At 70.6% G+C, this 24,401-nt stretch carries 21 protein-coding genes and 4 pseudogenes; 15 read left to right on the forward strand and 10 right to left on the reverse strand.

Going from position 1 to position 24,401, the window contains the following annotated elements; all coding sequences use genetic code 11:
* The first annotated feature begins 341 nt into the window (after positions 1–341).
* Positions 342–2,402 (forward strand): restriction endonuclease, encoded by a 2,061-nt coding sequence (locus tag OG440_RS32775; protein ID WP_406010363.1) that lies wholly within the window; start codon positions 342–344, stop codon positions 2,400–2,402.
* Positions 2,403–2,465: 63 nt separating this feature from the next.
* Here OG440_RS32775 and OG440_RS32780 read toward each other — a convergent pair whose 3' ends face one another.
* The 3 genes from OG440_RS32780 to OG440_RS32790 form a co-directional block, all read right to left on the reverse strand.
* Positions 2,466–2,843, reverse strand: a complete 378-nt coding sequence (locus OG440_RS32780; RefSeq protein ID WP_406010364.1) for a hypothetical protein — start codon at positions 2,841–2,843, stop codon at positions 2,466–2,468.
* 147 nt (positions 2,844–2,990) lie between these two features.
* A complete protein-coding gene (locus tag OG440_RS32785; RefSeq protein WP_406010365.1) occupies positions 2,991–3,398 on the reverse strand; it encodes an NUDIX domain-containing protein in 408 nt (135 codons plus the stop codon).
* A 199-nt stretch (positions 3,399–3,597) separates the two neighbouring features.
* Complete coding sequence (locus OG440_RS32790) at positions 3,598–3,876, reverse strand: hypothetical protein (protein ID WP_406010366.1); 279 nt, start codon at positions 3,874–3,876, stop codon at positions 3,598–3,600.
* A 464-nt stretch (positions 3,877–4,340) separates the two neighbouring features.
* On the opposite strand from OG440_RS32790, the gene OG440_RS32795 reads away from it, so the two are divergent.
* A complete protein-coding gene (locus tag OG440_RS32795; RefSeq protein WP_406010367.1) occupies positions 4,341–5,369 on the forward strand; it encodes a S66 peptidase family protein in 1,029 nt (342 codons plus the stop codon).
* A 217-nt stretch (positions 5,370–5,586) separates the two neighbouring features.
* Here the strand turns inward: OG440_RS32795 and OG440_RS32800 are convergent, their stop codons facing one another.
* The 5 genes and pseudogenes from OG440_RS32800 to OG440_RS32820 form a co-directional block, all read right to left on the reverse strand.
* Entirely contained in the window at positions 5,587–6,330 is a 744-nt protein-coding gene (locus tag OG440_RS32800; RefSeq protein WP_406010368.1) for an SCO6745 family protein, read from the reverse strand.
* A 115-nt stretch (positions 6,331–6,445) separates the two neighbouring features.
* Positions 6,446–7,228, reverse strand: a complete 783-nt coding sequence (narI, locus tag OG440_RS32805) for a respiratory nitrate reductase subunit gamma (protein ID WP_406010369.1) — start codon at positions 7,226–7,228, stop codon at positions 6,446–6,448.
* The gene (narJ, locus tag OG440_RS32810) at positions 7,225–8,016 is read right to left on the reverse strand and encodes a nitrate reductase molybdenum cofactor assembly chaperone (protein WP_406010370.1); all 792 of its coding nucleotides are present in this window, start codon (positions 8,014–8,016) and stop codon (positions 7,225–7,227) included. The genes narI (OG440_RS32805) and narJ overlap by 4 nt, the downstream gene beginning before the upstream one ends.
* Positions 8,013–9,539 carry a nitrate reductase subunit beta gene (gene narH / locus OG440_RS32815; protein ID WP_406010371.1) on the reverse strand — a complete coding sequence of 509 codons (1,527 nt, stop codon included), beginning with the start codon at positions 9,537–9,539 and terminating at the stop codon, positions 8,013–8,015. The genes narJ and narH overlap by 4 nt, the downstream gene beginning before the upstream one ends.
* 1 nt (position 9,540) lies before the next feature.
* Positions 9,541–13,243 (reverse strand): annotated as a pseudogene (locus OG440_RS32820) (nitrate reductase subunit alpha).
* A 204-nt stretch (positions 13,244–13,447) separates the two neighbouring features.
* On the opposite strand from OG440_RS32820, the gene OG440_RS32825 reads away from it, so the two are divergent.
* The 3 genes from OG440_RS32825 (at position 13,448) to OG440_RS32835 (ending at position 15,617) form a co-directional block, all read left to right on the forward strand.
* Positions 13,448–13,693 (forward strand): DUF2249 domain-containing protein, encoded by a 246-nt coding sequence (locus OG440_RS32825; RefSeq protein ID WP_406010372.1) that lies wholly within the window; start codon positions 13,448–13,450, stop codon positions 13,691–13,693.
* Between the two features lie 76 nt (positions 13,694–13,769).
* Positions 13,770–14,273: a hypothetical protein gene (locus OG440_RS32830; protein ID WP_406010373.1), complete on the forward strand. Its 504-nt coding sequence runs from the start codon at positions 13,770–13,772 to the stop codon at positions 14,271–14,273.
* 399 nt (positions 14,274–14,672) lie between these two features.
* The gene (locus tag OG440_RS32835) at positions 14,673–15,617 is read left to right on the forward strand and encodes a radical SAM protein (protein ID WP_406010374.1); all 945 of its coding nucleotides are present in this window, start codon (positions 14,673–14,675) and stop codon (positions 15,615–15,617) included.
* Between the two features lie 113 nt (positions 15,618–15,730).
* On the opposite strand, the gene OG440_RS32840 is transcribed toward OG440_RS32835, so the two are convergent.
* Positions 15,731–16,153: a pyridoxamine 5'-phosphate oxidase family protein gene (locus tag OG440_RS32840; RefSeq protein WP_406010375.1), complete on the reverse strand. Its 423-nt coding sequence runs from the start codon at positions 16,151–16,153 to the stop codon at positions 15,731–15,733.
* A gap of 322 nt (positions 16,154–16,475) precedes the next feature.
* On the opposite strand from OG440_RS32840, the gene OG440_RS32845 reads away from it, so the two are divergent.
* From OG440_RS32845 to narI (OG440_RS32855), 3 genes and pseudogenes are all read left to right on the forward strand, one after another.
* On the forward strand, positions 16,476–17,759 hold the full coding sequence (locus tag OG440_RS32845) for a nitrate/nitrite transporter (protein WP_406010376.1): 1,284 nt from the start codon (positions 16,476–16,478) through the stop codon (positions 17,757–17,759).
* 94 nt (positions 17,760–17,853) lie between these two features.
* Positions 17,854–18,330, forward strand: a complete 477-nt coding sequence (locus tag OG440_RS32850) for a hemerythrin domain-containing protein (protein ID WP_406010377.1) — start codon at positions 17,854–17,856, stop codon at positions 18,328–18,330.
* A gap of 177 nt (positions 18,331–18,507) precedes the next feature.
* Positions 18,508–18,924: pseudogene (gene narI, locus OG440_RS32855) on the forward strand (respiratory nitrate reductase subunit gamma); the annotation flags it as partial.
* Here the strand turns inward: narI (OG440_RS32855) and OG440_RS32860 are convergent.
* Positions 18,925–19,203: pseudogene (locus tag OG440_RS32860) on the reverse strand (GAF domain-containing protein); the annotation flags it as partial.
* Positions 19,204–19,348: 145 nt separating this feature from the next.
* Here OG440_RS32860 and OG440_RS32865 point away from each other — a divergent pair.
* The 7 genes and pseudogenes from OG440_RS32865 to OG440_RS32895 all read left to right on the forward strand — a co-directional run bounded on the left by OG440_RS32865 (position 19,349) and on the right by OG440_RS32895 (position 24,322).
* Positions 19,349–19,690, forward strand: coding sequence for an ArsR/SmtB family transcription factor (locus OG440_RS32865; protein ID WP_406010378.1), 342 nt, complete (start codon positions 19,349–19,351; stop codon positions 19,688–19,690).
* A complete protein-coding gene (locus OG440_RS32870) occupies positions 19,687–21,408 on the forward strand; it encodes a SulP family inorganic anion transporter (RefSeq protein WP_406010379.1) in 1,722 nt (573 codons plus the stop codon). The genes OG440_RS32865 and OG440_RS32870 overlap by 4 nt, the downstream gene beginning before the upstream one ends.
* Positions 21,405–21,596 (forward strand): hypothetical protein, encoded by a 192-nt coding sequence (locus OG440_RS32875; protein WP_406010380.1) that lies wholly within the window; start codon positions 21,405–21,407, stop codon positions 21,594–21,596. Before OG440_RS32870 ends, OG440_RS32875 begins: the two co-directional genes overlap by 4 nt.
* The gene (locus tag OG440_RS32880) at positions 21,596–22,021 is read left to right on the forward strand and encodes an ATP-binding protein (RefSeq protein WP_406010381.1); all 426 of its coding nucleotides are present in this window, start codon (positions 21,596–21,598) and stop codon (positions 22,019–22,021) included. Before OG440_RS32875 ends, OG440_RS32880 begins: the two co-directional genes overlap by 1 nt.
* 37 nt (positions 22,022–22,058) lie before the next feature.
* Positions 22,059–22,460: an STAS domain-containing protein gene (locus tag OG440_RS32885; RefSeq protein ID WP_406010382.1), complete on the forward strand. Its 402-nt coding sequence runs from the start codon at positions 22,059–22,061 to the stop codon at positions 22,458–22,460.
* A 553-nt stretch (positions 22,461–23,013) separates the two neighbouring features.
* On the forward strand, positions 23,014–23,364 hold the full coding sequence (locus tag OG440_RS32890) for an ArsR/SmtB family transcription factor (RefSeq protein WP_406010383.1): 351 nt from the start codon (positions 23,014–23,016) through the stop codon (positions 23,362–23,364).
* Positions 23,365–23,820: 456 nt separating this feature from the next.
* Positions 23,821–24,322 (forward strand): annotated as a pseudogene (locus OG440_RS32895) (universal stress protein).
* The last annotated feature ends 79 nt before the right edge of the window (positions 24,323–24,401 follow it).

Genomic DNA, 24,401 nt, shown 5'->3' on the forward strand with positions numbered 1-24,401 from the left:
CGCGTAGGCGAGCCGTGCCGGGGGGCTCGGCGACGATCGCGGTCCCGAAGTACGGGCCCCGGGGCGGCCCGCGCTGCTGCCGGCCTTCCTGACACACACCGGAAGCCGCCCGCCCCGAGTCCCACCCGGCACACGCGAAGACGTCCGAACAAGCTTCCCCTCGCCCGATTCCCCGGGGATCGTGCCTCGCCCGCGGTGGGGAATCCACCGGGTTTCGGCACGACTCGTAGGCTGCATATGCGGGACGGCGATTGCTGGATAGAGTCGTTTCGTGACAACTGGTTGCGGGGACAACCAAAGTGCCTCGCGGCTGCCCCCGTCCTGGGGAGGGCCTGCAGCACATGACTCGTCGCTCTACTGGTTCTGTCGGCGTCTGGGCCGAGATGCAGCGGCAGCAACAGCGCCAGCTGGAAGCCGAAGCCAGACGGCGGAGACAGCAAGAACAGCAAGCGCGGGCCTACCAGCGGCGAGCCGCCCAGAGCCACCGGGAGTACCGACAGGCGGAGGCTCTACGGCGCACGGAAGAACTCGACGCACAGGTTGCGTCGTTGCAGGGGCTTCTTGCATCGGGTTGCCGGGCTCCGGCCTTCAGGGCTGCCTCACTCATGCGACCTGAAGATGTCCAGCCCTTCGCTCCAGGGCCATTGGCCCAGCCGGTGCCCATGCCGGATATCAATCACTACCCACCACAGAGCGGTTGGACCGCGGGTCGCCGGGCCCAGGCGCAGGCCGAAGCACGAGCGCGCTTCGAGCGCGACCGGCAGGCCGCCCAGGCAGCGGAGACGCAGCGACAGCGACAACTGGCTTCGTATCACCGGGAATACCAGCAGTGGGCCGAGGCCCAGCTCGCGGAAATGCGGCGGCACAACGCCGGCATCAGCGCGATAACCGAAGGCGTAAGGCGCCAGGACCCCGACTCCGTGATCGAGTTCTTCTCCGCCGCCCTCTACGCCTCGACGGCATGGCCGGAGGGTTTCCCACGTCAGGTGGCGGCAGCCTACGACCCGGCGGCACGGCAATTGGTGCTGGACTGGGAGTTGCCCGCTTACAGCGTCGTCCCGGAGGTCAAGGCCGTTCGGTACATGTCCGGTGTCGACCAGGACAAGGAGTCCCCCCGCCCGGTAGGCCAGCGCCGTGCTCTGTACAGGGAAGTTCTGGCTCAGTGCATGCTGCTTGTTCTGCACGAGCTGTTCGGCGCAGACGAGCTGGGCGCGCTCGAGTCGGTGGCCTTGAACGGGTTCGTCGACGGTCACGACCCTACGACCGGCCGACCGGGCCATATGTTCCTCGCCACCGTCATGGCCTCGCGCTCCTCCTTCCGTGAACTGCACTTGGCGCAGGTCGACGCGAGTAGTTGCCTGGCTGACGCGCTGCATGGGCAGCTCTCGGCTCGACCGGACCAACTCACGCCGGTGCGGCCGAGCAGACGACCGCAAGAGGTCGGGAACCGCGTCGTCGCCCATGGCGGCGACGAGGAACCGGACCTGTTTGCCATGGACCCGATCGCCTTCGAGAACCTCGTCGCTGATCTCTTCCGCGCCATGGGGATGCAGGCGGTGACCACCCAGCGCTCCAACGACGGCGGTGTGGACGTCGACGCGCTGGATCCGACACCGATCCGAGGCGGCAAGATCGTCGTGCAGGTGAAGCGCTACCGCAACACGGTGCCGCCCACCGCTGTACGCGACTTGTACGGAACCGTGCAGGACGCCGGCGCCAACAAGGGTGTCCTGGTGACGACGTCGGGATTCGGCCCCGGCTCACACACCTTCGCCAACGGCAAGCCGCTCGAACTCGTCTCGGGCCCCGAACTGGTGGACCTGCTGCATCGCCATGGGCTGCGTGGGCGGCTCGGTGACGGGGGTCGGCACGTCTCAGCCCGGGCGACGCCCTCCGCGCCGGACACCCGGCTGCCGGACGACTACAACGTCCTGGGCATGTCGTGGACCGGAAGTGTCGCCTTGGACGTGTGCGCTCTGGTCTGCCGTGGCAACCGGGTCCTCAGCGACGATCACTTCGTCTTCTTCAACAACACGCGGACACCGGACGGCTCAGTGCGTGCTCTTCCCGCCACCGCACCTGACAAGGCCGCGATCTGTGTCTCGTTCGACGGGTTGCCCGACGACGCAGACCGCTTGGTACTCGTGGCAGCCATCGACCCGGAGGTCGACCCGGACGCCGACCTCTCCGGCTTCACGGACGCCCGCATCCGACTGCTCGACCCGGGCCTCGCCGAGCTGGGACGACTCGAGGTCTCCGACGGCCGGCCGCGCGAAACCGCTCTGGTGCTCGGCTCCTTCCGCCGAAGGCCGAGCGGGGACTGGGACTTCGTCCTGGGCGGAAAGGGCTACACGGGCGGCCTGGAGGCACTCGTGCGGGATTTCGGCATCGTCGTGGAGTAGAACCCGGCGGGGTCCGGAGCCGCTGCGCGGGATCACACACGGCTGCCGGCCGTCGCAGCGGATTCAGCAGGTCGAGCTGCTGGAGATCTTTATCCCGGTGACCACGTAAGCGTTGGCGAACACGGTTTGGTTGTTCGGCGGAAGGCAGATCGAGCCCCCGCTCTGGAGCCGCAGATACACCACGTCGTCATTCCGTGTGTTCACGACCCCGTAGTGCGGCCGGGGCGTGACCGTCTGGTAGCCGCTGGTGACATCCTGATACTTCGACAGCGGCGTGCCCGCGAGCAGGGCGTTGTTGTCCACGTAGAAGCAGACCCAGGGGTACGGGCAGCCGTGGGTGGGTGCCTCCGCGTGTGCTGCGGACGCACCGGTCACGGACATGGCCGCGACGGCCACGCCGACCCCGGCGAAGCGTGCAACCTTTCGGATGACGGATCTCATGAAACCTCCAACAACGCGATGAATGTTCGCGCCCGCCGTCGGGTGGTGACGGACATGACAAGGCGGAAGCATAGCCCGGCGGACATCGACGCCCGTCACGAACTCCCAGCGCAGCAAGGGTGCTTGCCGCCGTAGGGGGTCACGAGATCAGGGCAGCCGCCCGGCCTCGTGAAGCGCGTCGAAGACCATCGCGTCGACGGCCGAGACCCGGTCCCGATCGGCGTGGCGGAACCACGCCTTCTCGGTGATTTCCCGTGACGGGATCAGCTCACCGTGGTGATCGGCGGTGTAACAGATCATCCGGAAGGGTCCGTGCTCCGGATGGCCCTCGCCGATCTCGAACGTGCCGAAGTGCACCATGGAACCGGGGTCGATCGCCGTCCGCAGTTCCTCGTCGATCTCCCGTACCAGGGTTTCGCCGTCGGACTCGCCCGGCTCACGATGACCGCCCGGGAAGTAGAAGCGATCTCTGCCGTGACTACGCGTCACCAACACCCGCGCGTCCCGAACCAGGACCCACGCCACCTTCTCCGGCACGCCGCCGTCGTTCGCCATGGGTCCGGACCGTATCGGAGGGCGTCGCCTGAGTCAGCACCGCCTGAACAGTGCGCGGGCAAGCGGGCAAGCGGGCAAGTGGGCGAGTGGGCAACGGATCCCCTCCAGCTGCATCCATGTGTCCATGGGGCGGCGAGGGGCGCGAGGGGCTACGGCTTCACGCGGACGTTGCCGTCCGGTCGGTACAGGTGTCGCCGGGTTACAGGCCGCGAAGGGCCTCGTAGAGGTCGCTGTACACGCTCCAGCAGGTGATGCTGCCGTTGTCGTTCAGGCTGCCCATGTACCAGTCGTCGTCATTGACTGCTTTCACCAGGCAGAGGCCGTGGAACCCCAAGACGTATGCAGGATCCAAGCGTTGGTCCTGTGCCGGCCAGCCCGTCACGACGCGATCGGTGTCGAGGGGTGTGGCCTCCTGGTCGCCGGAGACTTCGCGGATCTCTGCCAGGGTCCAACCTGCTGGTAGCTGCCCGTCTGCCATCCGACGATGATGACAGCCACCGCGCGCCGCCGAGTCCGGGGCCACAGCTTCTCATCCACGACGACGCCGACGGTGGGGGAGGAGGGAGGGGCCGTAGCCGGCTGAACAGCGCTTCGACCCGCGGCCGGGCGGCTCACCGCGCACTGGCCCGACGCCGGCCACTACCTGCACGAGAAACACCCCGAACGCACGCTCAGGCTCGTCGCGGAGTGGACCGCCGGCTGATCGGACGACCGGACTGCGCTGGGTTGCGGGGGGGGATTGCGGGGGAGTGCCGGGCGCGCGGAATCCCGCGCGGTCGGGGCCGCCGCGAGGGCCGTCCGGCACACGAAGATTCCGCTCGGTCAACCGGCGGCCAGGAAGACCTGAGTAGGTACTTGCGAAGCCGGCGCGCCGGCTTCCACTGTGGAGCGTCTCGGGAACTCGATGTGATCGGGGCACAACGCCGTGCCAAAATTCGGCGCATGTCGGTTCGATATCCACGCCCTCTGTCCCCCGGTGACCGTGTCGGTGTCACCGCTCCGTCGAGCGGAGTGGCGAAGGAGCTGCGTGAGCGGCTGGACGTCGCCGCCCGTGACGTACAAGCCCGGGGATACGAGGTCGTCGTCGGGCAGTGCATGGACGGGTCCGGGCACGTCAGTGCTTCGGCTGCCGACCGTGCGAGCGAATTGATGTCGATGTTGACCGACCCCACCATCAGGGCCGTCGTGCCTCCGTGGGGTGGGGAGACCGCGATCGACCTGATCCCCCTGCTCGACTGGGACCGACTGCGCGAAACAGAGCCGACCTGGCTCGTCGGGTTCTCCGACATCTCGACGCTGATCACACCGCTGACCCTCCTCACGGGAACGGCGACCGTTCACGGCAACAACCTCATGGACACGCCCTACCGCGTGTCCGAGGGACTGCTGTCATGGCTCGACATAGTGGCCGCGCCCCCGGGCCACCGGTTCACGCAGACCCCGCCCGGTCGCCACCGGACCACGGGCTTCGACGACTTCGCCGCCTTCCCCGACGTACGGGAGTACACCCTCGATTCCGCGGGCACGTGGACCCGGCTCGACGGCAGCGCCGACGTCGAGGCCGAGGGACGGTTGATCGGCGGCTGCATCGAGACGCTGTGCAACCTCGCGGGATCGCCCTACCTCGATGTCTCGGCCTTCGCCCGCGACGAGTCTCCCGACGGGCTGCTGGTGTACGTGGAAGCGGCCGGCGACGACGCCTTCACCATCTGCCGGAACCTGCACGGTATGAGGCTCGCCGGATTCTTCGACCGTGCGAACGCCGTTCTCGTCGGCCGGACCGGCGCGCCGAACAACGCATCTCTCAGCCAGCACGAAGCCGTCCTCGATGCTCTCGGCTGTCTGAACGTACCGATCATCGCCGATGTCGAGTGCGGCCACGTCCCGCCCTACATGCCGATCGTCAATGGAGCGCACGGCCGACTCACTCACTCACCAGGCCGGAGCGAGTTGACGCAGACCCTGATCTGACCTGACGCGCTGGGCCGGCCGTCCGTTCGACAGGTCATCTCTCGGACATCTCCGCGTCGTTGATGTGCCTGCCGCGATCCTGCAGCGCCCCGGGGGCTGCCGCACCCCGGTCCATCAGGCGAGCCGCGCTCCTTGCATTCTTCTTCGGGGTGGCGCTCCGGGCCGGTGGTGACGACAGGCCGGCTTTCGATTACCCCTTGAGGTTCACGACGTCCGGTCATGAGGTCACGGAGCCGGTCAACGCGTTGACATGGCGGGCGAATTCGGTACGTTGCCGGTCGGTCAGTGTGGCGTAGAGCGGCGCCTGCAGCTCGTCGGTGAGTTGCTCGGCACGGTGCCATCGGGAGATCAAGTCTGCGGTAACGGGACGCGGCTTTTGCCAGCCGTAGTGGATTGCCTGCTCGACGCCGAGGTTGATGACCATCGCCTCGCGTGCGCTCAGCCCGCACAGGCGCACCGCCGCCAGATGGCAGGCGCCACGGTGTTCCCGCAGTACATGTATGCGCTGCATCGCCGCCCCGATAGGGTCGTCGCCGGGTAGGGGCTGGGCGCGCCAGCCGGCGAACAGAGGTAGTGCGTCGGCGTCGGCGGCGTCGATCAGTTGCTGTGCCAGCAGGTTGAAGTGCTCCACGTCGACGTCGGCGTCGGCGGAGATGTTGGCGCGCCCCCACGTCCGGACGGCGCGTGCGTAGCAGGCGACGGCTTCCTCCGCCGGCATCACAGACCCGCCGGACCGCCAGCCGGCGGTGACCAGATCGGGGCCGAGGAAGCCCTGTACCGCTTGGACCACCGAGGCCGGCGCCTCGCCGAGCACCCCGAACCGGCCGCGGCAGTAGAAGCCGCGCCCCGGGGCGAACCCGGCGTGCAGGCCGATGGCGGCGGTCGCGTCGTCGGACATGAACTCGTCGCCGAAGTCGTGGATGGGCCGGGCAACCGCGGAGATGCAGTCGAAGATTTCCATGGGTTGAAGATCGCCCCCGATGACTCGGCAGGTCAAGGGCATGATTTGCGGCGGCTCGCGCCTACAGCCTGCGGGGGCCGGGCGACCGTGGCCGGCGCGAGCGCGGGTTGGTGGCTCATACGGCTCGCCGCGAGCCGGAGGCCGACCGGGGCCGGCCCGCGGTCGGGACTGTGGCCGTTGTGGCTCGCCGCCGGTAGACCAGGTAGGGCCGGGCGAGGTATCCGATCGGGGCGCTCCACACATGTACCAGCCGGGTGAAGGGCCAGGCGGCGAAGAGCAGGCAGGCGGTGAGGGCGTGGAGCTGGAACAGCAGGGGGGCTCCGGAGATGGCCTCCGGCTGCGGCTGGAGGACGAACAGGCCGCGGAACCAGACGGAGACGGTCTCGCGGTAGTCGTAGCCGGGGCCGAAGACGTTGTGCGTGGCGGTGGCGGTGATGCCCAGTACGACTGTGGCGGACAGCAGGGGGAAGAGGAGCTTGTCGCTGCGGTCGGTGCCCAGCCGGATCCGGCGGGTCAGCAGCCGGCGGGCGCACAGCATGCCCAAACCGGTGACCATGGCGACACCGGCCACCGAACCCGCCCAGACGGCCGTGGTGTGGTACGTGTGCTCGCTGATGCCGGCGGCCTCGGTCCACGAGGCGGGCACGGCCAGCCCCACGACATGGCCGGCGATCACCATGAAGGCGCCCAGGTGGAACAGCGGGCTGCCCCAGCGCAGCCACCGGTGTTCGAGGAGCTGGCTGGTGCGGGACGTCCAACCGAACTGGTCCTGCCGATAGCGCCACACATGCCCGACCACGAACACGGCGAGGCAGATGTAGGGGAAAGCGACCCACAGGAGCAGACCGGCGCCGCCCGTCGTCGCGGCGGCCAGTGGTGGGGCGGCTACGGGGTTCATCGGGGGCCTTCCGTACGGCTGGTCGGAGCGGGCGGCACACGGCTCGGGGGAGCGGGCATCGGCGGTACGAAGGTGCCCGGCGGGGCGAACTCCCCGTCCCCGTATGTCCCGTAGGGGTCGAGGCCGACCTCCTCGTTCGGTGGGCCCTCGGCGGCGAGCTGGGCCACCGCCGCGCGGTCGGCCTCGGTGGGTGGCGGTAGCAGGGTGAGCAGTGCGGCCAGGACGTGCCGGTAGGGGGAGTCGGAATCGGTCAGGGCGTGGTGGATCAGCTCCAGGCCGCGCCGGTGCTGGCGCAGCGGTGCCTCGCCGCCGCCCGGGCCCGCCAGAGCGGCGAACTCCAGGACGACCGGGAGGTGGTCGGGCAGTTCGCCGCCGTCGATGTCCCAGCCCGCGGCCCGGTAGCGCTGGTTCAGGGTGAGCAGGGCCATGCCGCGGCGGCGGGTGTCGCCGTGCAGGTAGTAGGTGAGATAGAGGCTGCTCTTGCGGCGCAGGTCGAACATCTCGACGTAGTGCCGCTCCAGCGCATCCGGCTCCTGTGCGGCGAACCAGCCGGTGAACCGGGCCAGGTGTTCCGCCCCCGGCGTGGTCGGCAGGGACTCCACCCCGGTCGTCAACTCCGCCCGGACTGACGTCAGTTCGTCGTCGGGGTACTGCAGGAGCAGCGACACGAGCCGCAGCATCAGCGCCCGGCCCGCCGTTTCCTCGGGGCTGAGCCGGACCGGGCGGCGTACGGCTGCCCGGACGCGGGTGCGCACGAGGGCCGGAATGGTTGCGGGCAGCGGGGTCACGGACGGCCTCCGGCAGTGGTGTTGCGGCGCAGGGTGGGGATGCCGAGCATGACCTTGCGGGGCTCGGGGTCGCCGGATGTCTCGACCGGGCAGCGGTTCTCCATCGCGGTCAGCGCCGCGGCGTCCTCCTTGTGTTCGGCCGGGACGACGTACCGGTCGGCGTACTTGGCGACGGCGAGCAGGCGGTGCATGTCCTCCGCCTCGCGTGCGGTCAGGCCGACGGCCTTCAGGACCGCCTCGTCGCCCTCCTCTCCAAGAGTGCGTTCGCGCATGTACGAGCGCAGCGCGGTGAGCTTCATCAGCACGCCGGCGACGACGTCGGTGTCCCCGGCGGTGAACAGTTCCGCCAGATACTCCAGCGGAATGCGCAGCCGGGTGACGGCGGCGAAGACGTGGTCGGGATCGTCCTGGTTGCCGCCCGCCGCGTCGACGGCGTCGAGGACGGGGGAGAGCGGGGGCACGTACCAGACCATGGGCAGGGTGCGGTACTCCGGGTGCAGCGGCAGGGCGACCTTGTACCGCATGACCAGGTCATGGACGGGGGAGCGGCGGGCCGCGTCAAGCCAGTCCTCGGGGATACCCGACTCCCTTGCCGCCGCGCGGACTTCGGGGTCGTGGGGGTCGAGGAAGACTCCGCGCTGGGCGTCGAGGAGGTCCTTCTCGTCCGGGGTGGCCGCGGCCTCGCCGACGCGGTCGGCGTCGTAGAGGAGCAGGCCTAGGTAGCGCAGGCGGCCGACGCAGGTCTCGGAGCAGACGGTGGGCTGGCCGGCCTCGATGCGCGGGAAGCAGAAGGTGCACTTCTCGGCCTTGCCGGTGGCGTGGTTGACGTACACCTTCTTGTACGGGCACGCCGTCACGCACATCCGCCAGCCGCGGCAGCGGTCCTGGTCCACGAGGACGATGCCGTCCTCGACCCGCTTGTACATCGCTCCCGACGGGCAGGCCGAGACGCAGGCCGGGTTGAGACAGTGCTCGCACAGCCGGGGCAGGTGGAACAGGAAGGTCTGCTCGAACTCGAACTTGACATTCTCGGCCCACTCACCGGTCAGGTTCGGGTCGGCGCCGGCGTTCTCGGGCGCGCCGCCGAGGCCGTCCTCCCAGTTGGCGCCCCAGGTGATGGCGGTGGGCCTGCCGGTGAGGACCGAGCGGGGGTGGGCGACGGGGATGTCCTGCTGGGCGGGGGCGCTGACCAGGTTGTCGTAGTCGTAGGTGACCGGCTCGTAGTAGTCCTCGATGGACGGCAGGTCGGGGTTGGAGAACAACGACAGCAGGCGCTTGATCCGCCCGCCGGAGCGCAGGACGAGACGTCCGCGCTTGTCGAGCATCCAGCCGCCCTTCCACTGCTCCTGGTCCTCGTAGCGGCGCGGGTATCCGACGCCGGGCTTGGTCTCGACGTTGTTGAACCAGGCGTACTCGACACCGCTACGGTTGGTCCACGTCTGTTTGCAGGTCACCGAGCAGGTGTGGCAGCCGATGCACTTGTCGAGGTTCATCACCATCGCGATCTGGGCCATCACTCGCATGTCAGTACTCCACTTGCTGGCTGCGGCGGCGGATGACGGTGACCTCGTCGCGCTGGTTGCCGGTCGGGCCGTAGTAGTTGAAGGCGTAGGTGAACTGGGCGTAGCCGCCCGCGAGGTGGGTGGGCTTGAGCAGCAAGCGGGTCAGGGAGTTGTGGATGCCGCCGCGCTTGCCGGTGACCTCGGTCTTGGGCACGTTCACGTTGCGGTCCTGGGCGTGGTACATGTACACCGTTCCCTCGGGCATACGGTGGGTGACCACGGCCCGGGCGGCGACGACACCGTTGCGGTTGTACGCCTCGATCCACTCGTTGTCCTTTACGCCGATCTTCTCGGCGTCCTCCACCGACATCCAGATCGTGGGCCCACCACGGGACAGGTCGAGCATGTACTTGTTGTCCTGGTAGTTCGAGTGGATGGACCACTTCGAGTGCGGAGTCAGGTACCGGACCGTGACCTCCGCCCGGCCGTCCTCGCGCAGATGCTCGTCGCCGTAGTGCCGGGGCGTGTTCAACGGTGGCCGATAGACGGGGAGTTGTTCGCCGAGCTCGGCCATCCAGTCGTGCTGGACGAAGAAGTGCTGGCGGCCGGTGAGGGTGTGCCAGGGCTTCTTGTGCTCGGTGTTGATCACGAACGGGGAGTAGCGGCGCCCGCCGGTCTCACTGCCCGACCACTCGTAGGAGGTCATCACGGCGCGCGGCTGGGTACGGGTGTCGGCGAAGGTGATCCGCTCGGCCTCCCGCTCGGAGGCCAGCTCCACCAGGCCCTCGCTGCCGGTCTGCCGTTCCAGTTCGCGGAAGCCCTCGGTGGCCAGCCGCCCGTTGGTGGTGCCGGACAGCGCCAGGATCGCCTCGCACATGTCGGAGGCGGTGGCGAGCGAGGGCCGTCCGGCGGCGATGCCGTCCCTGACGGTGCCGTTGCGGTGCCGGAGTTCGTCGATCTCCTTGTTCGGGTGGACGGTGACGCCCTTGGTGGTGGTGCCCAGGGTGTCCAGCAGTGGGCCGACGGCTCGCATCTTCTGCGCGATCGTGGCGTAGTCCCGCTCGATGACGACCAGCTTGGGCATGGTGCGACCCGGGACCGGCTCGCACTCGCCGGCCTTCCAGTCCCGCACCACCCCGCCCGGCTGGGCGAGTTCGTCAGGGGTGTCGTGCGTGAGGGGCACGGCGAGGACGTCGGTGCGGGTGCCGAGGTGCTCGGCGGCCAGCTCGCTGAACCGGTCGGCGATGGTCAGGAGCGTGTCGTAGTCGGTGCGGGCCTGCCAGGGCGGGGCGATGGCCGGAGTGAAGGCGTGCACGAAGGGGTGCATGTCCGTGCTGGACAGGTCGTCCTTCTCGTACCAGGTCGCGGCCGGGAGGACGACGTCGGCGAGGAGGCCGGTGGAGGTCATCCGGAAGTCCATGCAGACCAGCAGGTCGAGCTTGCCCTCCGGCGCCTCCTCCCGCCACACCACCTCCTTCGGACGCCCCTCGGGCGGGGTCTCCTCGGAGCGGACCGCCGCGTCCGTGCCGAGCAGATGGCGCAGGAAGTACTCGTTGCCCTTGCCGGAGGAACCGAGCAGGTTCGCCCGCCACACGGTCAGCACGCGCGGGAAGTTGGCCGGGTTGTCGGGGTCCTCGGCGGCGAACCGCAGCCTGCCCGACTTCAGCTCGTCCACGATGTGGTCGGCGACCGGGCGCCCCTGGGCGGCGGCCTCGTCCGTCAGGTCCAGCGGGTTGCGGTCGAAGCCGGGGTGACCGGGGGTCCAGCCCAGCCGCACGGCCTGGGCCAGCGTGTCCGCGAACGCCTTGCCCTTGAAGCGTCCCTCGCCCAGCGGAGAGGCTAGCTCGTCGGGGCCGAACGCCTCGTAGCGCCACTGGTCGGAGTTGAGGTACCAGTACGACGTGCCGGCCATGTGACGGGTGGGCCGCTGCCAGTCGAAGGCGAACGACAGGTGCTGCTGCCCGGTGACCGGGCGGACCTTCTCCTGGCCGACGTAGTGCGCCCAGCCGCCGCCGTTGACGCCCTGGCAGCCGGTCATCGTGGTCAGCGCCAGGAAGGCCCGGTAGATGGTGTCGGAGTGGAACCAGTGGTTGGTGCCCGCGCCCATCGCGATCATGGAACGGCCGTTGGTGCGTTCCGCGTTGCGGGCGAACTCCCGGGCGATACGGGCCGCCTGATCGGCCGGCACCGACGTGATCGTCTCCTGCCAGGCCGGCGTATACGGCTGCGACGCGTCGTCGTAGGCCAGCGGCCAGACACCCGGCAGACCGGGCCGGGCCACCCCGTACTGCGCCAGCATCAGATCGAACACGGTGGTGACCAGCCGCCCGCCGATCCGGCGCACCGGGACACCCCGGACCATCGTCGAGCCGCCCTCGGTGACCCCCTCGTCGAACCGCGGCAGCGCCACCCGCACCAAGTCGTCCGCGTTGGCGAGCAGGCTCAACTCGGGCACGGTGTCACCCAGGTCGAGGTTCCAACGGCCCCGCCCGGTTTCCCCCCAGCGAAAGCCGAGCGAGCCGTTCGGCACGACCGGTTCGCCGGTGGCCGCGTCGATGAGGACGGTCTTGGACCCGGCGTGCTCCGTGTGGTGTCCCAGGTCGGCAGCGGTCAGGAACCCGTCCGGGACGAGACCGTGCTCGCCGTGCTCACGCAGCGCCACCAGGAACGGCGCATCGGTAAACGTCCTCAAGTACTGCTGGAAGTACGGCACTTCGCGGTCGATCAGGAACTCGCGCAGGATCACGTGGCGCCATGGCCATCGCCAGCGCGCCGTCCGTGCCCGGGTGCGGGGCGAGCCACTCGTCGGCGTGTTTGACGTTGTCGGCGTAGTCGGGGCTGACCGCGACGACCTTGGTGCCGTTGTAGCGGGTCTCGGTCAGGAAGTGCGCGTCCGGGGTGCGGGTCACCGGGATGTTGGAGCCCCACATGATCAGATAGCCGGCGTTCCACCAGTCCGCGGCCTCCGGCACGTCGGTCTGGTCGCCGAACACCTGCGGCGAGGCGATCGGCAGGTCGGCGTACCAGTCGTAGAACGACAGCAGGGTGCCGCCGATCAGCGACGTGTATCGGGCGCCGGCCGCGAAGGACGCCATCGACATCGCCGGGATCGGGGAGAAGCCGGCGACCCGGTCGGGGCCGTACGCCTTGATGGTGTGCACCTGAGCGGCGGCGATCAGCTCGCTGACCTCGTCCCAGTCGGCGCGCACCAGGCCGCCCTTGCCGCGGGCCCGTTTGTACGCCCGCGCCTTGGCGGGGTCGGAGGTGATCTCTGCCCAGGCCGCAACCGGGTCGCCCAGCCGCTTGCGGGCCTCGCGCCACAGCTTCAGCAGCGCTCCCCGGACGTAGGGGTAGCGGACCCGGCTGGGGGAGTAGGTGTACCAGGAGAACGATGCCCCGCGCGGGCAGCCGCGCGGCTCGTACTCGGGGCAGTCCGCGCCGATCGACGGGTAGTCGGTGGCCTGGTGCTCCCAGGTGATGATGCCGTCCTTGACGTACACCATCCAGGAGCACGAGCCCGTGCAGTTGACACCGTGGGTGGAGCGCACCACCTTGTCGTGCGCCCAGCGGTCGCGGTAGAAACCCTCCCACTTCGGGTCGCCCGTGCCGAACACGGCGCGTCCGTCGGCCGATACCTCGCGGCGGGTCAGCAGCCTGCGGGCGGCCAGCGGCCAGCCTTCACCGGCGCGCGGCGCCTGACGCCGTGCGTTCTGATCGTTCTCCATGACCCGGAACGCTAAGCGGCGCCGACCCTTGTGCACCTGGGGCAGGCGGTCCCTGCCGGATGACTTTCCGGCCCCATCCGGCCGGTCGCAATAGGGCCTGTTGGTCCCGGTGGTCAGGCCCGGTCGGCCAGTGAGTGGGTGTGGCCGGCGTTGCATGCTGGGCACTGATCGAACCGCAGATGCCCATCTGTACGACCGCGTTCCGTGCCCGCCAGACGGCCGATTCCCCCGTCCCCGGCTGCCGCGGGTGTAGCGCGTACGGCGCGTGGCGCCCGGTCCGGTCGTGCGTCCGGCCGCCACTCGCGGCCGGGCGCGGCATCATCCCTGGTCGCCCCGGACGATCCGCTGCCGCTGCTCGCGCAGATCGAACAGCGCAGCCCGGGAGCCTTCACCGTGGAGTACCTGGAACGCGGCCCCGAGACCTGGCGGCTCCGGCTCAGCCACCGCTGACCCGGACTCCGGTACAAGCCGAACCCCCACGTACTGACCGAACCCCAAATACACGAGGAAAGAAGGACAACACGTCATGGACGGACCAGACCGTCGGGCCGGAGCCCTGCTCGCCACGGTCGGAACAGCCCTGGGCGTCGCCGGACCGGTCATGGTGCTGCGCGGTCGCCGCGGCAGGAAGGAGATCCGTGCCGAGCCGGCCGCCCAGAAGATCACCTTCCCCGAGCGCGGTCTGCCTGCCGAACTCGCCGCCTACGCCGGCCGACGCGTGGAAACGGGTCCCGAGGCGCACGCCTACGCCGAGTTCATCAAGGGCAATCTCGCCCACGCCACCGGCGGCCGCACCTATGCCGAGATCACCACCGAGTTGCACGCCACCGGCGGTGACGACGAGAAGCTCTCCCAGCTGCGCCAGACCGCGTTCACGGGCCAGTCCCTGCGCGCCTCACTCATGTCCGCCTACCAGGCATGGCACCTGACGACCCTGGTCACGGGCCTGGGCGCCGCACTGACCGGCCTGGGCGTCGCCCTGGTAGGCACCGCTGACGCCCTGGCACCCCGCTCCCCGAACCACTCCTGAACATGGCGGCGGCCGGCGGTGACCGGGCCCGGACTCCGATTGTCCGGGCGCGCGCAGGGCGCACCCGGACGCACCCGTGAGGGCCCGCCACGTCGTCCGTCGTCCGCTGTCCGCTGTCCGCCCGTTCCGTCGCGCCTGTCGCGAGGAAGGACCTCGGCCCTGCGTGTGAAGACCATCGGCCACCGCGCCGGCCACCGCCGCCGGTGGATGCTGACGGCGACCGATCCGGAGGTAACCCGTGCACGACCACGTCGACCGCCATCGAGGTCGATTCCACCGCTGCCGTATGTGGTGGGTGACGCGCACGGTCCGGCCCGGTCACCGTCCGGCCGCCCGCCTCGTCTGCCCTGACTCCAGGGCGGCCGGACACAGCCCCCGGGCGCTGGGGAGGACTGCCCGATGAGCACCGCTGCACAGGCCATCCGCCGCCAGCGGCACGACGCGGCCGACCGGCCGTTCATCGTCATCTGGGAGTCCACCCGAGCCTGCCCGCTGGCCTGCCTGCACTGCCGCGCCGAGGCCGTGCCCGGCCGCGACCCGCGCGAGCTGGACACCGCCGCCGCGAAGGACCCGCTGGATCAGGTGGCCGCCTTCGGGCAGCCCGCCCCGCTGTTCGTGATCACCGGCGGCGACCCCTTCCAGCGCCCCGACCTGACCGAACTCATCGCCTACGGGCAGGAGATCGGGGTCCGGGTCGCGGTGTCCCCGTCCGGTACGCCGACGCTCACCGCGGAGCGGCTGCGGGAGGTTCACGCGGCGGGCGCGGTCGGGCTCTCGCTCAGTCTGGACGGTTCCACCGCCGAGATCCACGACACCTTCCGTGGCGTGCCCGGGGTGTTCCGGTGGACCCTGGAGGCCTGGGACGCGGCCCGCGCGATGGGCATGAAGGTGCAGATCAACACCACGGTCACCCGGCACAACCTGCACGACCTGCCCGACATCGTCCGTCTGGTCGCCGAGCACGGGGCGATGCTGTGGAGCGCCTTCTTCCTGGTGCCCACCGGTCGCGGCCGCCAACTCGGCGTTCCACCCCCGCCGAGACGGAGGACGTGCTCAACTTCGTCTACGACGTGGGCCCGACCGTGCCCGCCAAGACCACCGAGGCCCACCACTTTCGCCGCGTCGCCCTGCAACGTCAGATCCTCGCCGCCGCCGGCGACGACCACGTGGCGGTGCTCGGACTCGGCCCCCTCTACCGGGAGTTGCGCGAGCAGGCCGCCGAACTGGGCCTGGACGCCGGAACGCGCCGGGTACGGCGACCGCCGCTGGACGTCAACGCCGGCCGCGGCTTCGTCTTCGTCTCCCACACCGGCACCGTGCACCCGAGCGGCTTCCTGCCGCTGAGCGCGGGCAGCGTGCGCAAGACGCCGCTGACGTCGATCTACCGCACCTCACCTCTGTTCACCGCCCTGCGGGACGCCGACATGCTGGGCGGCCCTGTGCCCCGACACGCGCGCTCACCGGGTGCCGAGCGTCCCCCCGAGTTCGCGTCCCGTGACCAGCTCGGACTCGATGCGGACGAACATCGCGTCGCGCAGCGGCATCCACGAAGCGGGGCCGGCCTGGGACAGCCGCTCGTGCTCGGCGGGATCGGTCACCACGGTGGCCCGTCCGGTGACGACCACACTCCAGCCGGACCGGGTGGTCGCGTCGAACTCGTCCGCCTCGAAGGCGACCACGACGCCGTCGATGGCACGCACGAGGCCGGAGTCCGGCGAGGTGCGCAGCAGGACGGAGGTGTCCGTGTCCAGGGAGAAGTTGATGGGCAGGACCGCGGGCAGCGCCTGCCGGGTGTAGACCACGCGGCCGACCGGCACCTTGGCGAGCAGGCGCAGGCACTCCTGCCGGTCGAGTGTGCGAAAGGCGTCGTCCTGGAGCATCAGTCCATCGTGCCCATCGTCGTGCGGCGGGGGTAGGGCCGACCGGCCCCACCCCTTCGGGCCGTTCAGGCACGGCCCGAAGGGGCCGCCGTGCTACCACGGCCGCACGGGCTACCGGTACAGCAGGCCGTGCCGTGCACAGGGACTGCCGGGTCCCCGCCGCAGGGCCGTCCGTCCATCGGCCGGGACTGATGACCCATGCCGCCGGTGGCTCCTGGTGCGGACAGTGGTGACGGGACGCCGTACCGCAGGCAAGGGGCCCGTGGTGCGCGTGCGTTCCGGGTGGCCCAGTACCACCCTGGAGACGAAAAGGACGGACAATATGGCCCAGCCGTTGAAGTCGAAGAGCGGCAGCTCACCGTCGGGCGCGTCGGTGTCCAGCCGAGTGTGGCTGATGCTGGCCCTGGCCACGGTCGGCTTCGCCGTCAACTTCTGGGCGTGGGCGCTGCTCAGCCCGCTCGGCCCACGCTTCAAGGACAGCCTCGACCTGAGCTCGTTCCAGCAGTCGCTGCTGGTGGCGGTGCCCGTCGTGGTCGGCTCCCTGGGCCGCATCCCCGTCGGCGCGCTGACGGACCGGTTCGGCGGCCGGGTCATGTTCCCGATCGTGTCCGCCGCCACCATCGTTCCCGTGCTCTACCTCGGCCTGGCCGGGCACTCCTCCCTCGCCGCCCTGCTGGCCGGCGGATTCTTCCTCGGCATCGGCGGCACCGCCTTCGCCGTCGGCGTGCCCTTCGTCAACGCCTGGTTCCCGCCCGAGCGGCGCGGCCTTGCCATCGGCGTCTTCGGCGCCGGTATGGGCGGCACCGCGATCAGCGCCCTGACCACGGTGAAGCTGGTCGACGCGAACAGCATGTCCACCCCCTTCCTGATCACCGCGGCCGTGCTCGCGGCATACGCCGTCGTGGCGGCGCTCGTGCTGCGGGACGCCCCCGGCCGCACCGTGCCGGCCGAGCCGCTCACCCGCCGTCTGGCGGCCACCCTCGAGCTCGGCATCACCTGGCAGGCGTCCGCGCTGTACGCGGTCGCGTTCGGCGGCTACGTCGCCTTCTCCGTCTACCTGCCCACCTACCTCAAGACCGGCTACGGGCTGACCCAGGCCGACGCCGCGAACCGCATGGCCGGGTTCGTGCTCCTGGCGGTGGCCATGCGCCCGATGGGCGGCTGGCTGTCGGACCGTATCGGCCCGGTCCGGGTGCTGGCCGGCTCGCTGACCGCGGTCGTGGCCGGGGCGGTCGTACAGTCGTTCACCCTGGACCTGGCGCCGGTCGGCACCCTCGCCTTCCTGACCATGGCCGCCGCGCTCGGCGCGGGCAGCGGGGCGACCTTCGCCCCGGTGGCCCAGCGGACCCCGGCCAACCAGGTCGGCTCCGTCACCGGCGTGGTCGGCGCCGCGGGCGGCCTGGGCGGCTTCCTGCCGCCGCTGGTGATGGGCTCGCTGTACGGCCGGTATGGAACGTACGCGACAGGACTGGTCCTGCTGGCGATCGTGGCCGCCGCCGCGCTGGCCTACACCCTCACCGGTGTTCGTGCCGCAGCCGAGGGCGGCGAGCGCGAGCCGCGCACCGGCCGCCGTCGCGAGCACCGCGCCGCGGGCACCACAGCGTGAGGGGAAGGGATGCGAACGGCGCTGTGCGCAATGACGGCAGGCTGAGGAACGTTCGAGACAACGACGGGTTCGAGCAAGAGGGAGACGAGGCCCGGTGTGCGAGTACTGCGGTTGCCAGTCGCTCACAGCCATCGATGAACTGACCCGGGAGCACGAAGAGGTCGTCCGCCTGATCAGCCACCTCCGTCCCGCCCATCAGGAGGGCGGGACGGACCGGATGGCGGAGGTCAGCCGGGAGATCGCGAGGGTGCTCGGCCCGCACACCCAGGTCGAGGAGCACGGCCTGTTCCCCGCCCTGGCCGGGGACTTCCCCGACCAGATCGCCGCCCTGGAGGCCGAGCACCGCCGCATCGAGGCGGTGCTCGCCGAGGCCGCCGACGGTGCGACACCCCCCGACCCGACGTGGCCGGACCGGCTGATGGCCGCGATGGCCCTGCTGCGCGACCACATCCTCAAGGAACAGGACGGCGTCTTCCCGGCCGCACTCGCGGGCCTCAGCACCGATCAGTGGGAGGCCGTCGAGGCCACGCGGGCCCAGGCGGGCAGCACCCTGTCCCGGCCGGCCGCCTGAATCCCACGCTCCTCCGCCCTCGACACGGCAGCACACCCCTGAGCCTCGTACCCCCGCCCAGCGCGAGCGGGGGTACGAGGCTTGGCCGGCGCGTGCACGGCCACGCGGAGCCGGGGTGGCCGGTGCCCTGCACGCAGACGATCCCCACCGCGCCTGGCGTGGTTCGTGGTGTGGCTGTTGACCCTGGCAGCGGGGTCCGGCACCGGCGGCATCCTGCTGTGGGTCGTCCTGCCCTACATCGCCCTCGCCGTCTTCGTCCTCGGCCACATCTGGCGCTACCGCTACGACAAGTTCGGCTGGACCACCCGCTCCTCCCCGCTCTACGAACGGCGGCTGCTGCGCATCGGCAGCCCCCTGTTCCACTTCGGCATCCTCGTCGTCCTGCTCGGCCACATCTGCGGCCTGGTCATCCCCAAGAGCTGCACCGAAGCGGTGGGCATCAGCGAGCACGCCTACCACGTCTCCGCCGTCGTGCTCGGCACGATCGCGGGCGTGGCCACCGTGGCCGGCTTGGCCATCCTGATCAACCGACGCCGCATCGTCGGCCCGGTCTTCTCCGCCACCACCCGCAACGACAAGGCCATGTACGTCGTGCAGCACGTGGTCCGGGTCGGTGCCCGAGAGCAGGCTGCGGGGCAGTTCGCTGCTCGCGGACAGCCACCGCTCCCGGCGGCGGCTGTCCTCGTACAGGCGGGCGTTGTCGATCGCGACGCCCGCCGCGGCCGCCAGGGTGCGCAGCACGGCCTCGTCCTCGTCGTCGAATTCCGCGCCGCCGCGCTTGTCGGTCAGGTACAGGTTTCCGAAGACCTGGTCGCGCACCCGCACCGGCGCACCGAGGAAGGTCGTCATCGGAGGATGCCCCTTGGACAAGCCCACAGTGCGCTGGGCGCAGTCCGATGCTGAATTGCAAAATTTCGCAATTGGTTAGATGCTGTATTGGCTGCGCTCGCAAGTAGCCGCTTGCGCAGCCTCCGCTTCTGCCCCGGGGGAGGGGCCTTGCAGGGAAGGCCGAGGGATCGTGTCCGTTCCGCTCTACCAGGCCAAGGCCGAGTTCTTCCGGATGCTCGGACATCCCGTACGGATACGGGTCCTGGAGCTGCTGCAGAACGGGCCGATGCCGGTACGCGACCTGCTCGCCGCCATCGACGTGGAACCCTCCGGCCTGTCCCAGCAGCTGGCGGTCCTGCGCCGCTCGGGGATCGTCAGAGCGACCCGGAACGGCTCGACGGTCGTCTATGAGCTGGCCGGCGGCGACGTTGCCGACCTGATGAAGGCGGCGCGGCGGATCCTCACCGAGATGCTGACCGGGCGGGGCGAGCTGCTGGCCGAACTGCGGGAAGACGGGGCTGCCGCGCGATGACCACGGGATTCAGCTGGGCGCGGGCCCGGATCGTGTCGCTGCTGCCCGGTCGCGCCGACCTCGCGGAGATCCGGCGTGACCCCCGCCGGGACCTGCTCGCCGGCCTCACCGTGGCGGTCGTCGCGCTGCCGCTCGCGCTGGGCTTCGGTGTCTCCTCCGGGCTCGGCGCGGCGGCGGGGCTCGCGACCGCGGTGGTCGCGGGCGCGCTCGCAGCGGTGTTCGGCGGGTCCAGCCTCCAGGTGTCCGGCCCGACCGGCGCCATGACGGTCGTCCTGGTGCCGATCGTCGGCCGGTACGGCCCGGGTGGGGTGCTCACCGTCGGCCTGATGGCGGGCGTCATGCTCGTCGTCCTGGCCGTGCTCCGAGCCGGAAAGTACATGCAGTACGTGCCCGCCCCCGTCGTCGAGGGCTTCACCCTCGGCATCGCCTGCGTGATCGGCCTGCAGCAGGTCCCGAACGCGCTCGGCGTGCCCAGGCCCGAAGGTGACCGCGTGCTGGTGGTGACCTGGCGGGCAGTCGGGGAGTTCGCGCAGCATCCGAACTGGACGGCCGTCGGCTTCGCGGTCGCGGTGGCCGCGGTCATGCTGCTCGGCGCCCGGTGGCGGCCGACCGTGCCGTTCTCGATCGTCGCCGTGATCGCGGCGACGATCGTGGCACGGCTGGCCCACCTGGACGAGGCGAAGCCGATCGGCGACCTCCCCTCGGGCCTGCCCGTGCCCTCCCTGTCCTTCCTCGACCTCGGCTCGCTCGGCACCCTGCTCGCTCCCGCCGTGGTGGTCGCCGCCCTGGCCGCCTTGGAGTCGCTGCTGTCGGCGTCGGTCGCGGACGGCATGACCGTGGGCCAAAAACACGACCCTGACCGGGAGCTGTTCGGGCAGGGGCTGGCCAACATCGCCGCCCCGCTGTTCGGCGGCGTACCGGCAACCGGCGCGATCGCCCGCACCGCGGTCAACGTCCGCACCGGAGCCCGCTCCCGCCTCGCCGCCCTCACCCACGCCGCCGTCCTCGCCGTGATCGTCCTCGCGGCCGCACCGCTGGTCTCGAGGATCCCGCTGGCCGCGCTGGCGGGCGTACTGCTGGCCACCGCGATCCGCATGGTCGAGGTCGGCTCGCTGCGGGCGATGGCCAAGGCCACCCGCTCGGATGCGTTCATCCTCGTCCTGACCGCGGTGGCGACCCTGGTCCTGGACCTCGTCTACGCCGTGATCATCGGCCTCGTCGTCGCGGGCGCCCTCGCCCTGCGCGCCGTCGCCCAGCAGGCCCGCTTCGACCAGGTGCCGCTCGAGACGGGTGACCACAGCGCCGAGGAACACGCCCTGCTCGCCGAACACATCGTGGCGTACCGCATCGACGGACCACTGTTCTTCGCCGCCGCGCACCGCTTCCTGCTGGAGCTGACCGAGGTCGCCGACGTCCGCGTGGTGATCCTGCGCATGTCGCGGGTGTCGACCATGGACGTCACCGGCGCCCTGGTCCTCAAGGACGCGGTGGAGAAGCTGCAGCGGCGCGGCATCCTCGTCCTCGCCTCCGCCATACGCCCCGGCCAGCGTCAGGTCCTGGACTCGGTCGGCGCGCTGGACCTGCTGCGGCACGCAGGCCGGGAGTACGCCACCACCCCCGAGGCGATCCGGGCCGCCCGCGACCACCTGGAGACGGCCGGAGTGCTGCCCGCCCTTGCCGCCCGGACGTCCCGGACTTCAAGCGAGGAAGCCCTGTGACCGTTGCGCTCTCCGTACCGGCCGAGGTGATCAACCACCCCGACGAGGCCGCCCTCCCCCATTCCCTCGAGGACGTGAGAGCTGCCCCCATCCGGCGCACGCGCTGGAGTCGCGGCCCGCACGACACCCTGCTGCGCCTGCACTCCAAGATGGTCACCGGTTTCCGTCTCGCCCGTGCGGAGGCGTGATGTCCACACAGCTCGAAACACTGCCCCACCGGCACGTGCTCACGCTGCCCAACGCACCGTCCGCCGTCCGTCTGGCCCGCGAGACCGCCGAAGGCGCGCTGCTCGAATGGGGGATAGGCCTTCGCCACCCCACGGTCGACCCGGCCCTGCTGATCCTCAGCGAGCTGGTCACCAACACCGTGAGGCACGCCGCTCTCCTCTCCCCGCAGGTCACGGTGATCTACGCGGCGGGCCATGACTGTCTGGCCTTCGCCGTCCACGACCGTCACCCCTACCAGCCCCCGCTGTACGGCGCCGTCACGGGGACCGGCGCCGGGGGCATCGGCACGGTCATGGAACTGGTCCTCGGCCTGGGCGGCAGCGCCGTCGTCCGCGCGGATGCCGACGGCGGCGGCAAGAGCATCTGGATCACCCTCCCCCTCTGAACCCCAACAGGCCGCACACGCAGGGAAGTTCACCACCATGACGATCGACTGGCGCTACACCGTCGAGGAGAACCTCGGCGTCCTCTCCGTCGCGGGATACCTGGGCCCGGACGGCGTCCACCGCTTCACCGGCGCCGTCGGCTGGGCCCTGGCCCGCGGCACGGGACCGCTCATCGTGGATCTCACGGACCTGCGCGGCTGGTCGGCCGAGGGACAGCGGGCAATCACCGAGGCCGCCCGCCGCCTCGCCGCGGGCGGCCGGAGCCTGGAGCTGGCCGCGATCCCGCCCGACGGCTCCCTCGTCCCCGAAGGAGACAGCCCGCCCGTCCCCGTGCACGCCGACCTGACCGCCGCGCTCGCCGCGCACCACGCAGCGCACGAGGAGCCGGCGGAGGCACGGCACGAGTGGCGTACGACAGGATGGCCGGGCGGGCAGTGACCCCCCGCTTCGACTGTCAGCAACGGCGCGAGGTCGACGGCATGAACCCGTGGAACCTGCGCGAGCTCGACCAGGCCCTGAGATCCGGCTGGGCTGCCGCCTGACGGCCATGCCGACTGGCGACCGTGTACCCCAGATTGGCAGCGCTGTCACATCCCCGTATCGAACTCGACCTGCGCGCGGACAGTTCCCACAGCACGCGTGCCTCGCCGCACCGCGGCCAGGAACCGTCCAGGCCGACGGCGGCGAGTCGGCACTTGAGGCGGCAGGCAGGGCACGTCAGCCATCGCGACCCCCGCGCCACGCAGCGGAATGATTCTCCCGTCGGCCCCCCCGCACGTGCCGGCCTCCCCGCACCTATGGAGTTGCTAATCTTGGCAATTGTTGAGGCCGTCACCGCTGACCAGGGGCGGCTCGATTCTCGTGCACGGATTCGGCGCAGCTGCCGGCGCAGGCGAGGACGGGCCGCGTGTGTGGGGACGAACGGGTAAATGCGATGCGCCAAGGACCGGCCGGGACGGCCGTGCTGCTTCGCCGGGGAGAGGAGGGCACGATGAGCACGCCGCTGTACCAGCTGAAGGCTGAGTTCTTCAAGACGCTGGGCCATCCGGCCCGCATCCGGGTCCTGGAGCTGCTGAGCGAGCGCGAGCACGCGGTGGCGGAGATGCTGCCCGAGGTGGGCATCGAGGCGGCGCACCTGTCCCAGCAGCTGGCCGTGTTGCGCCGGGCGAACCTGGTGGTGACCCGCAAGGAGGGCTCCACCGTGTACTACTCGCTGACCAGCCCACACATCGCCGAACTGCTGCGCGTAGCGCGCACCATCCTGTCCGGTGTGTTGGCCGGGCAGGCCGAGCTGCTCGCCGATCTCCAGGCCGCCCGACAGGAGGCGAAACCGCCGTCATAGCAGCAGCCCTCGATCGACGGTCGCCATCCTCGGAGTTGACAGCCCTCTGCCTGACGGGAGGGCAGGCGGGCGGCTGTCTTCCATCCGGTGCACGAGGCCGAGCGGTGCGGAGCGCGGCTGGTGGCTCGCCCCGGCATACGGACGTGGCGCTGGCGAGCGGGCCGTGACGTGCAACTGGCCCAGCCGCTGCGGCGCATGGTGGCCACGAGGGGCGAGCCCGGCTGGTCGCGATCGGACTGCGCGATCAACTGCGGGGAGTGCGCGGGCGGGTCCCACGGTGCGTCGGGCCAGTGTTCGTCCTGGCCGGCCTGGGGTTCACGTGGAAGGCGGGCGCGGCGCCGCTGCACGCCGGTCTGCCGCATGCACATCCCCAAGCGCCAAGCCACGTCTCGGCGTTGGTCAACTGCGGCCATGGTCAACCTCGGCACTGTGGGTGTCGCCCACCCTGATCGGAGGCTGACCGTCATCGTCTGGATCACAGAGGGCACCTGGCCCGCGACCATTGAGGCCGTCCGGGCCCACGAGCTCGACGGTGCCGACCTCTTGCTGCTGCTTGTGACCCCGGCCGAGGTGCCGGGCGCGGCGCACGGCGCGTTCGCCGGCCTGCTCGGGCGCGGCCGCCCGGAGCGCTGCCCTGGCACGCGGGTGGAGCAGTTGGCCGCCGCCTCCGCTGGCACCAGATCCTTGCCGAAGCTGCGCAGCGGCTGGGCCGACCGTGTACCCGCGTCGAGCGCACACTCCGCGTCGTGCGGAAAGTCGTTGGGCCGCCGAGGGGGCCGACCCGCTCGTCCTGACTTGTGATGGCGACCGCACCCACCTGGGCCGTGCAAGCCTTGGGCCTGCGGACCGCTTCATCGTCGACCATGCGCCTTGCCCGGTCTTGCTGGTCCGGCCTGAGGCCGCGCTCGGGATCGCCACGCCCCCGCGCCCGCCGCCGCACCCACCGCACCACCGCTAGGCTTCCCGCGACGGGCGCTCATCGCCGTCGACTACATCGGGCTCAGATGCACTCCGGGAAGGGCGCCTGACAGGTGAAA

Source organism: Streptomyces sp. NBC_00637, from assembly GCF_045161545.1.
Classification (GTDB): domain Bacteria; phylum Actinomycetota; class Actinomycetes; order Streptomycetales; family Streptomycetaceae; genus Streptomyces.

What these genes read in the sequence shown, in the direction of transcription:
- OG440_RS32775 (WP_406010363.1), top strand. Translation starts at nt 342, where the DNA reads ATGACTCGTCGCTCTACTGGTTCTGTCGGCGTCTGGGCCGAGATGCAG.
- OG440_RS32780 (WP_406010364.1), bottom strand. Translation starts at nt 2,843, where the DNA reads ATGAGATCCGTCATCCGAAAGGTTGCACGCTTCGCCGGGGTCGGCGTG.
- OG440_RS32785 (WP_406010365.1), bottom strand. Translation starts at nt 3,398, where the DNA reads ATGGCGAACGACGGCGGCGTGCCGGAGAAGGTGGCGTGGGTCCTGGTT.
- OG440_RS32790 (WP_406010366.1), bottom strand. Translation starts at nt 3,876, where the DNA reads ATGGCAGACGGGCAGCTACCAGCAGGTTGGACCCTGGCAGAGATCCGC.
- OG440_RS32795 (WP_406010367.1), top strand. Translation starts at nt 4,341, where the DNA reads ATGTCGGTTCGATATCCACGCCCTCTGTCCCCCGGTGACCGTGTCGGT.
- OG440_RS32800 (WP_406010368.1), bottom strand. Translation starts at nt 6,330, where the DNA reads ATGGAAATCTTCGACTGCATCTCCGCGGTTGCCCGGCCCATCCACGAC.
- narI (WP_406010369.1), bottom strand. Translation starts at nt 7,228, where the DNA reads ATGAACCCCGTAGCCGCCCCACCACTGGCCGCCGCGACGACGGGCGGC.
- narH (WP_406010371.1), bottom strand. Translation starts at nt 9,539, where the DNA reads ATGCGAGTGATGGCCCAGATCGCGATGGTGATGAACCTCGACAAGTGC.
- OG440_RS32830 (WP_406010373.1), top strand. Translation starts at nt 13,770, where the DNA reads ATGGACGGACCAGACCGTCGGGCCGGAGCCCTGCTCGCCACGGTCGGA.
- OG440_RS32835 (WP_406010374.1), top strand. Translation starts at nt 14,673, where the DNA reads ATGAGCACCGCTGCACAGGCCATCCGCCGCCAGCGGCACGACGCGGCC.
- OG440_RS32840 (WP_406010375.1), bottom strand. Translation starts at nt 16,153, where the DNA reads ATGCTCCAGGACGACGCCTTTCGCACACTCGACCGGCAGGAGTGCCTG.
- OG440_RS32845 (WP_406010376.1), top strand. Translation starts at nt 16,476, where the DNA reads ATGGCCCAGCCGTTGAAGTCGAAGAGCGGCAGCTCACCGTCGGGCGCG.
- OG440_RS32870 (WP_406010379.1), top strand. Translation starts at nt 19,687, where the DNA reads ATGACCACGGGATTCAGCTGGGCGCGGGCCCGGATCGTGTCGCTGCTG.
- OG440_RS32880 (WP_406010381.1), top strand. Translation starts at nt 21,596, where the DNA reads ATGTCCACACAGCTCGAAACACTGCCCCACCGGCACGTGCTCACGCTG.
- OG440_RS32885 (WP_406010382.1), top strand. Translation starts at nt 22,059, where the DNA reads ATGACGATCGACTGGCGCTACACCGTCGAGGAGAACCTCGGCGTCCTC.
- OG440_RS32890 (WP_406010383.1), top strand. Translation starts at nt 23,014, where the DNA reads ATGAGCACGCCGCTGTACCAGCTGAAGGCTGAGTTCTTCAAGACGCTG.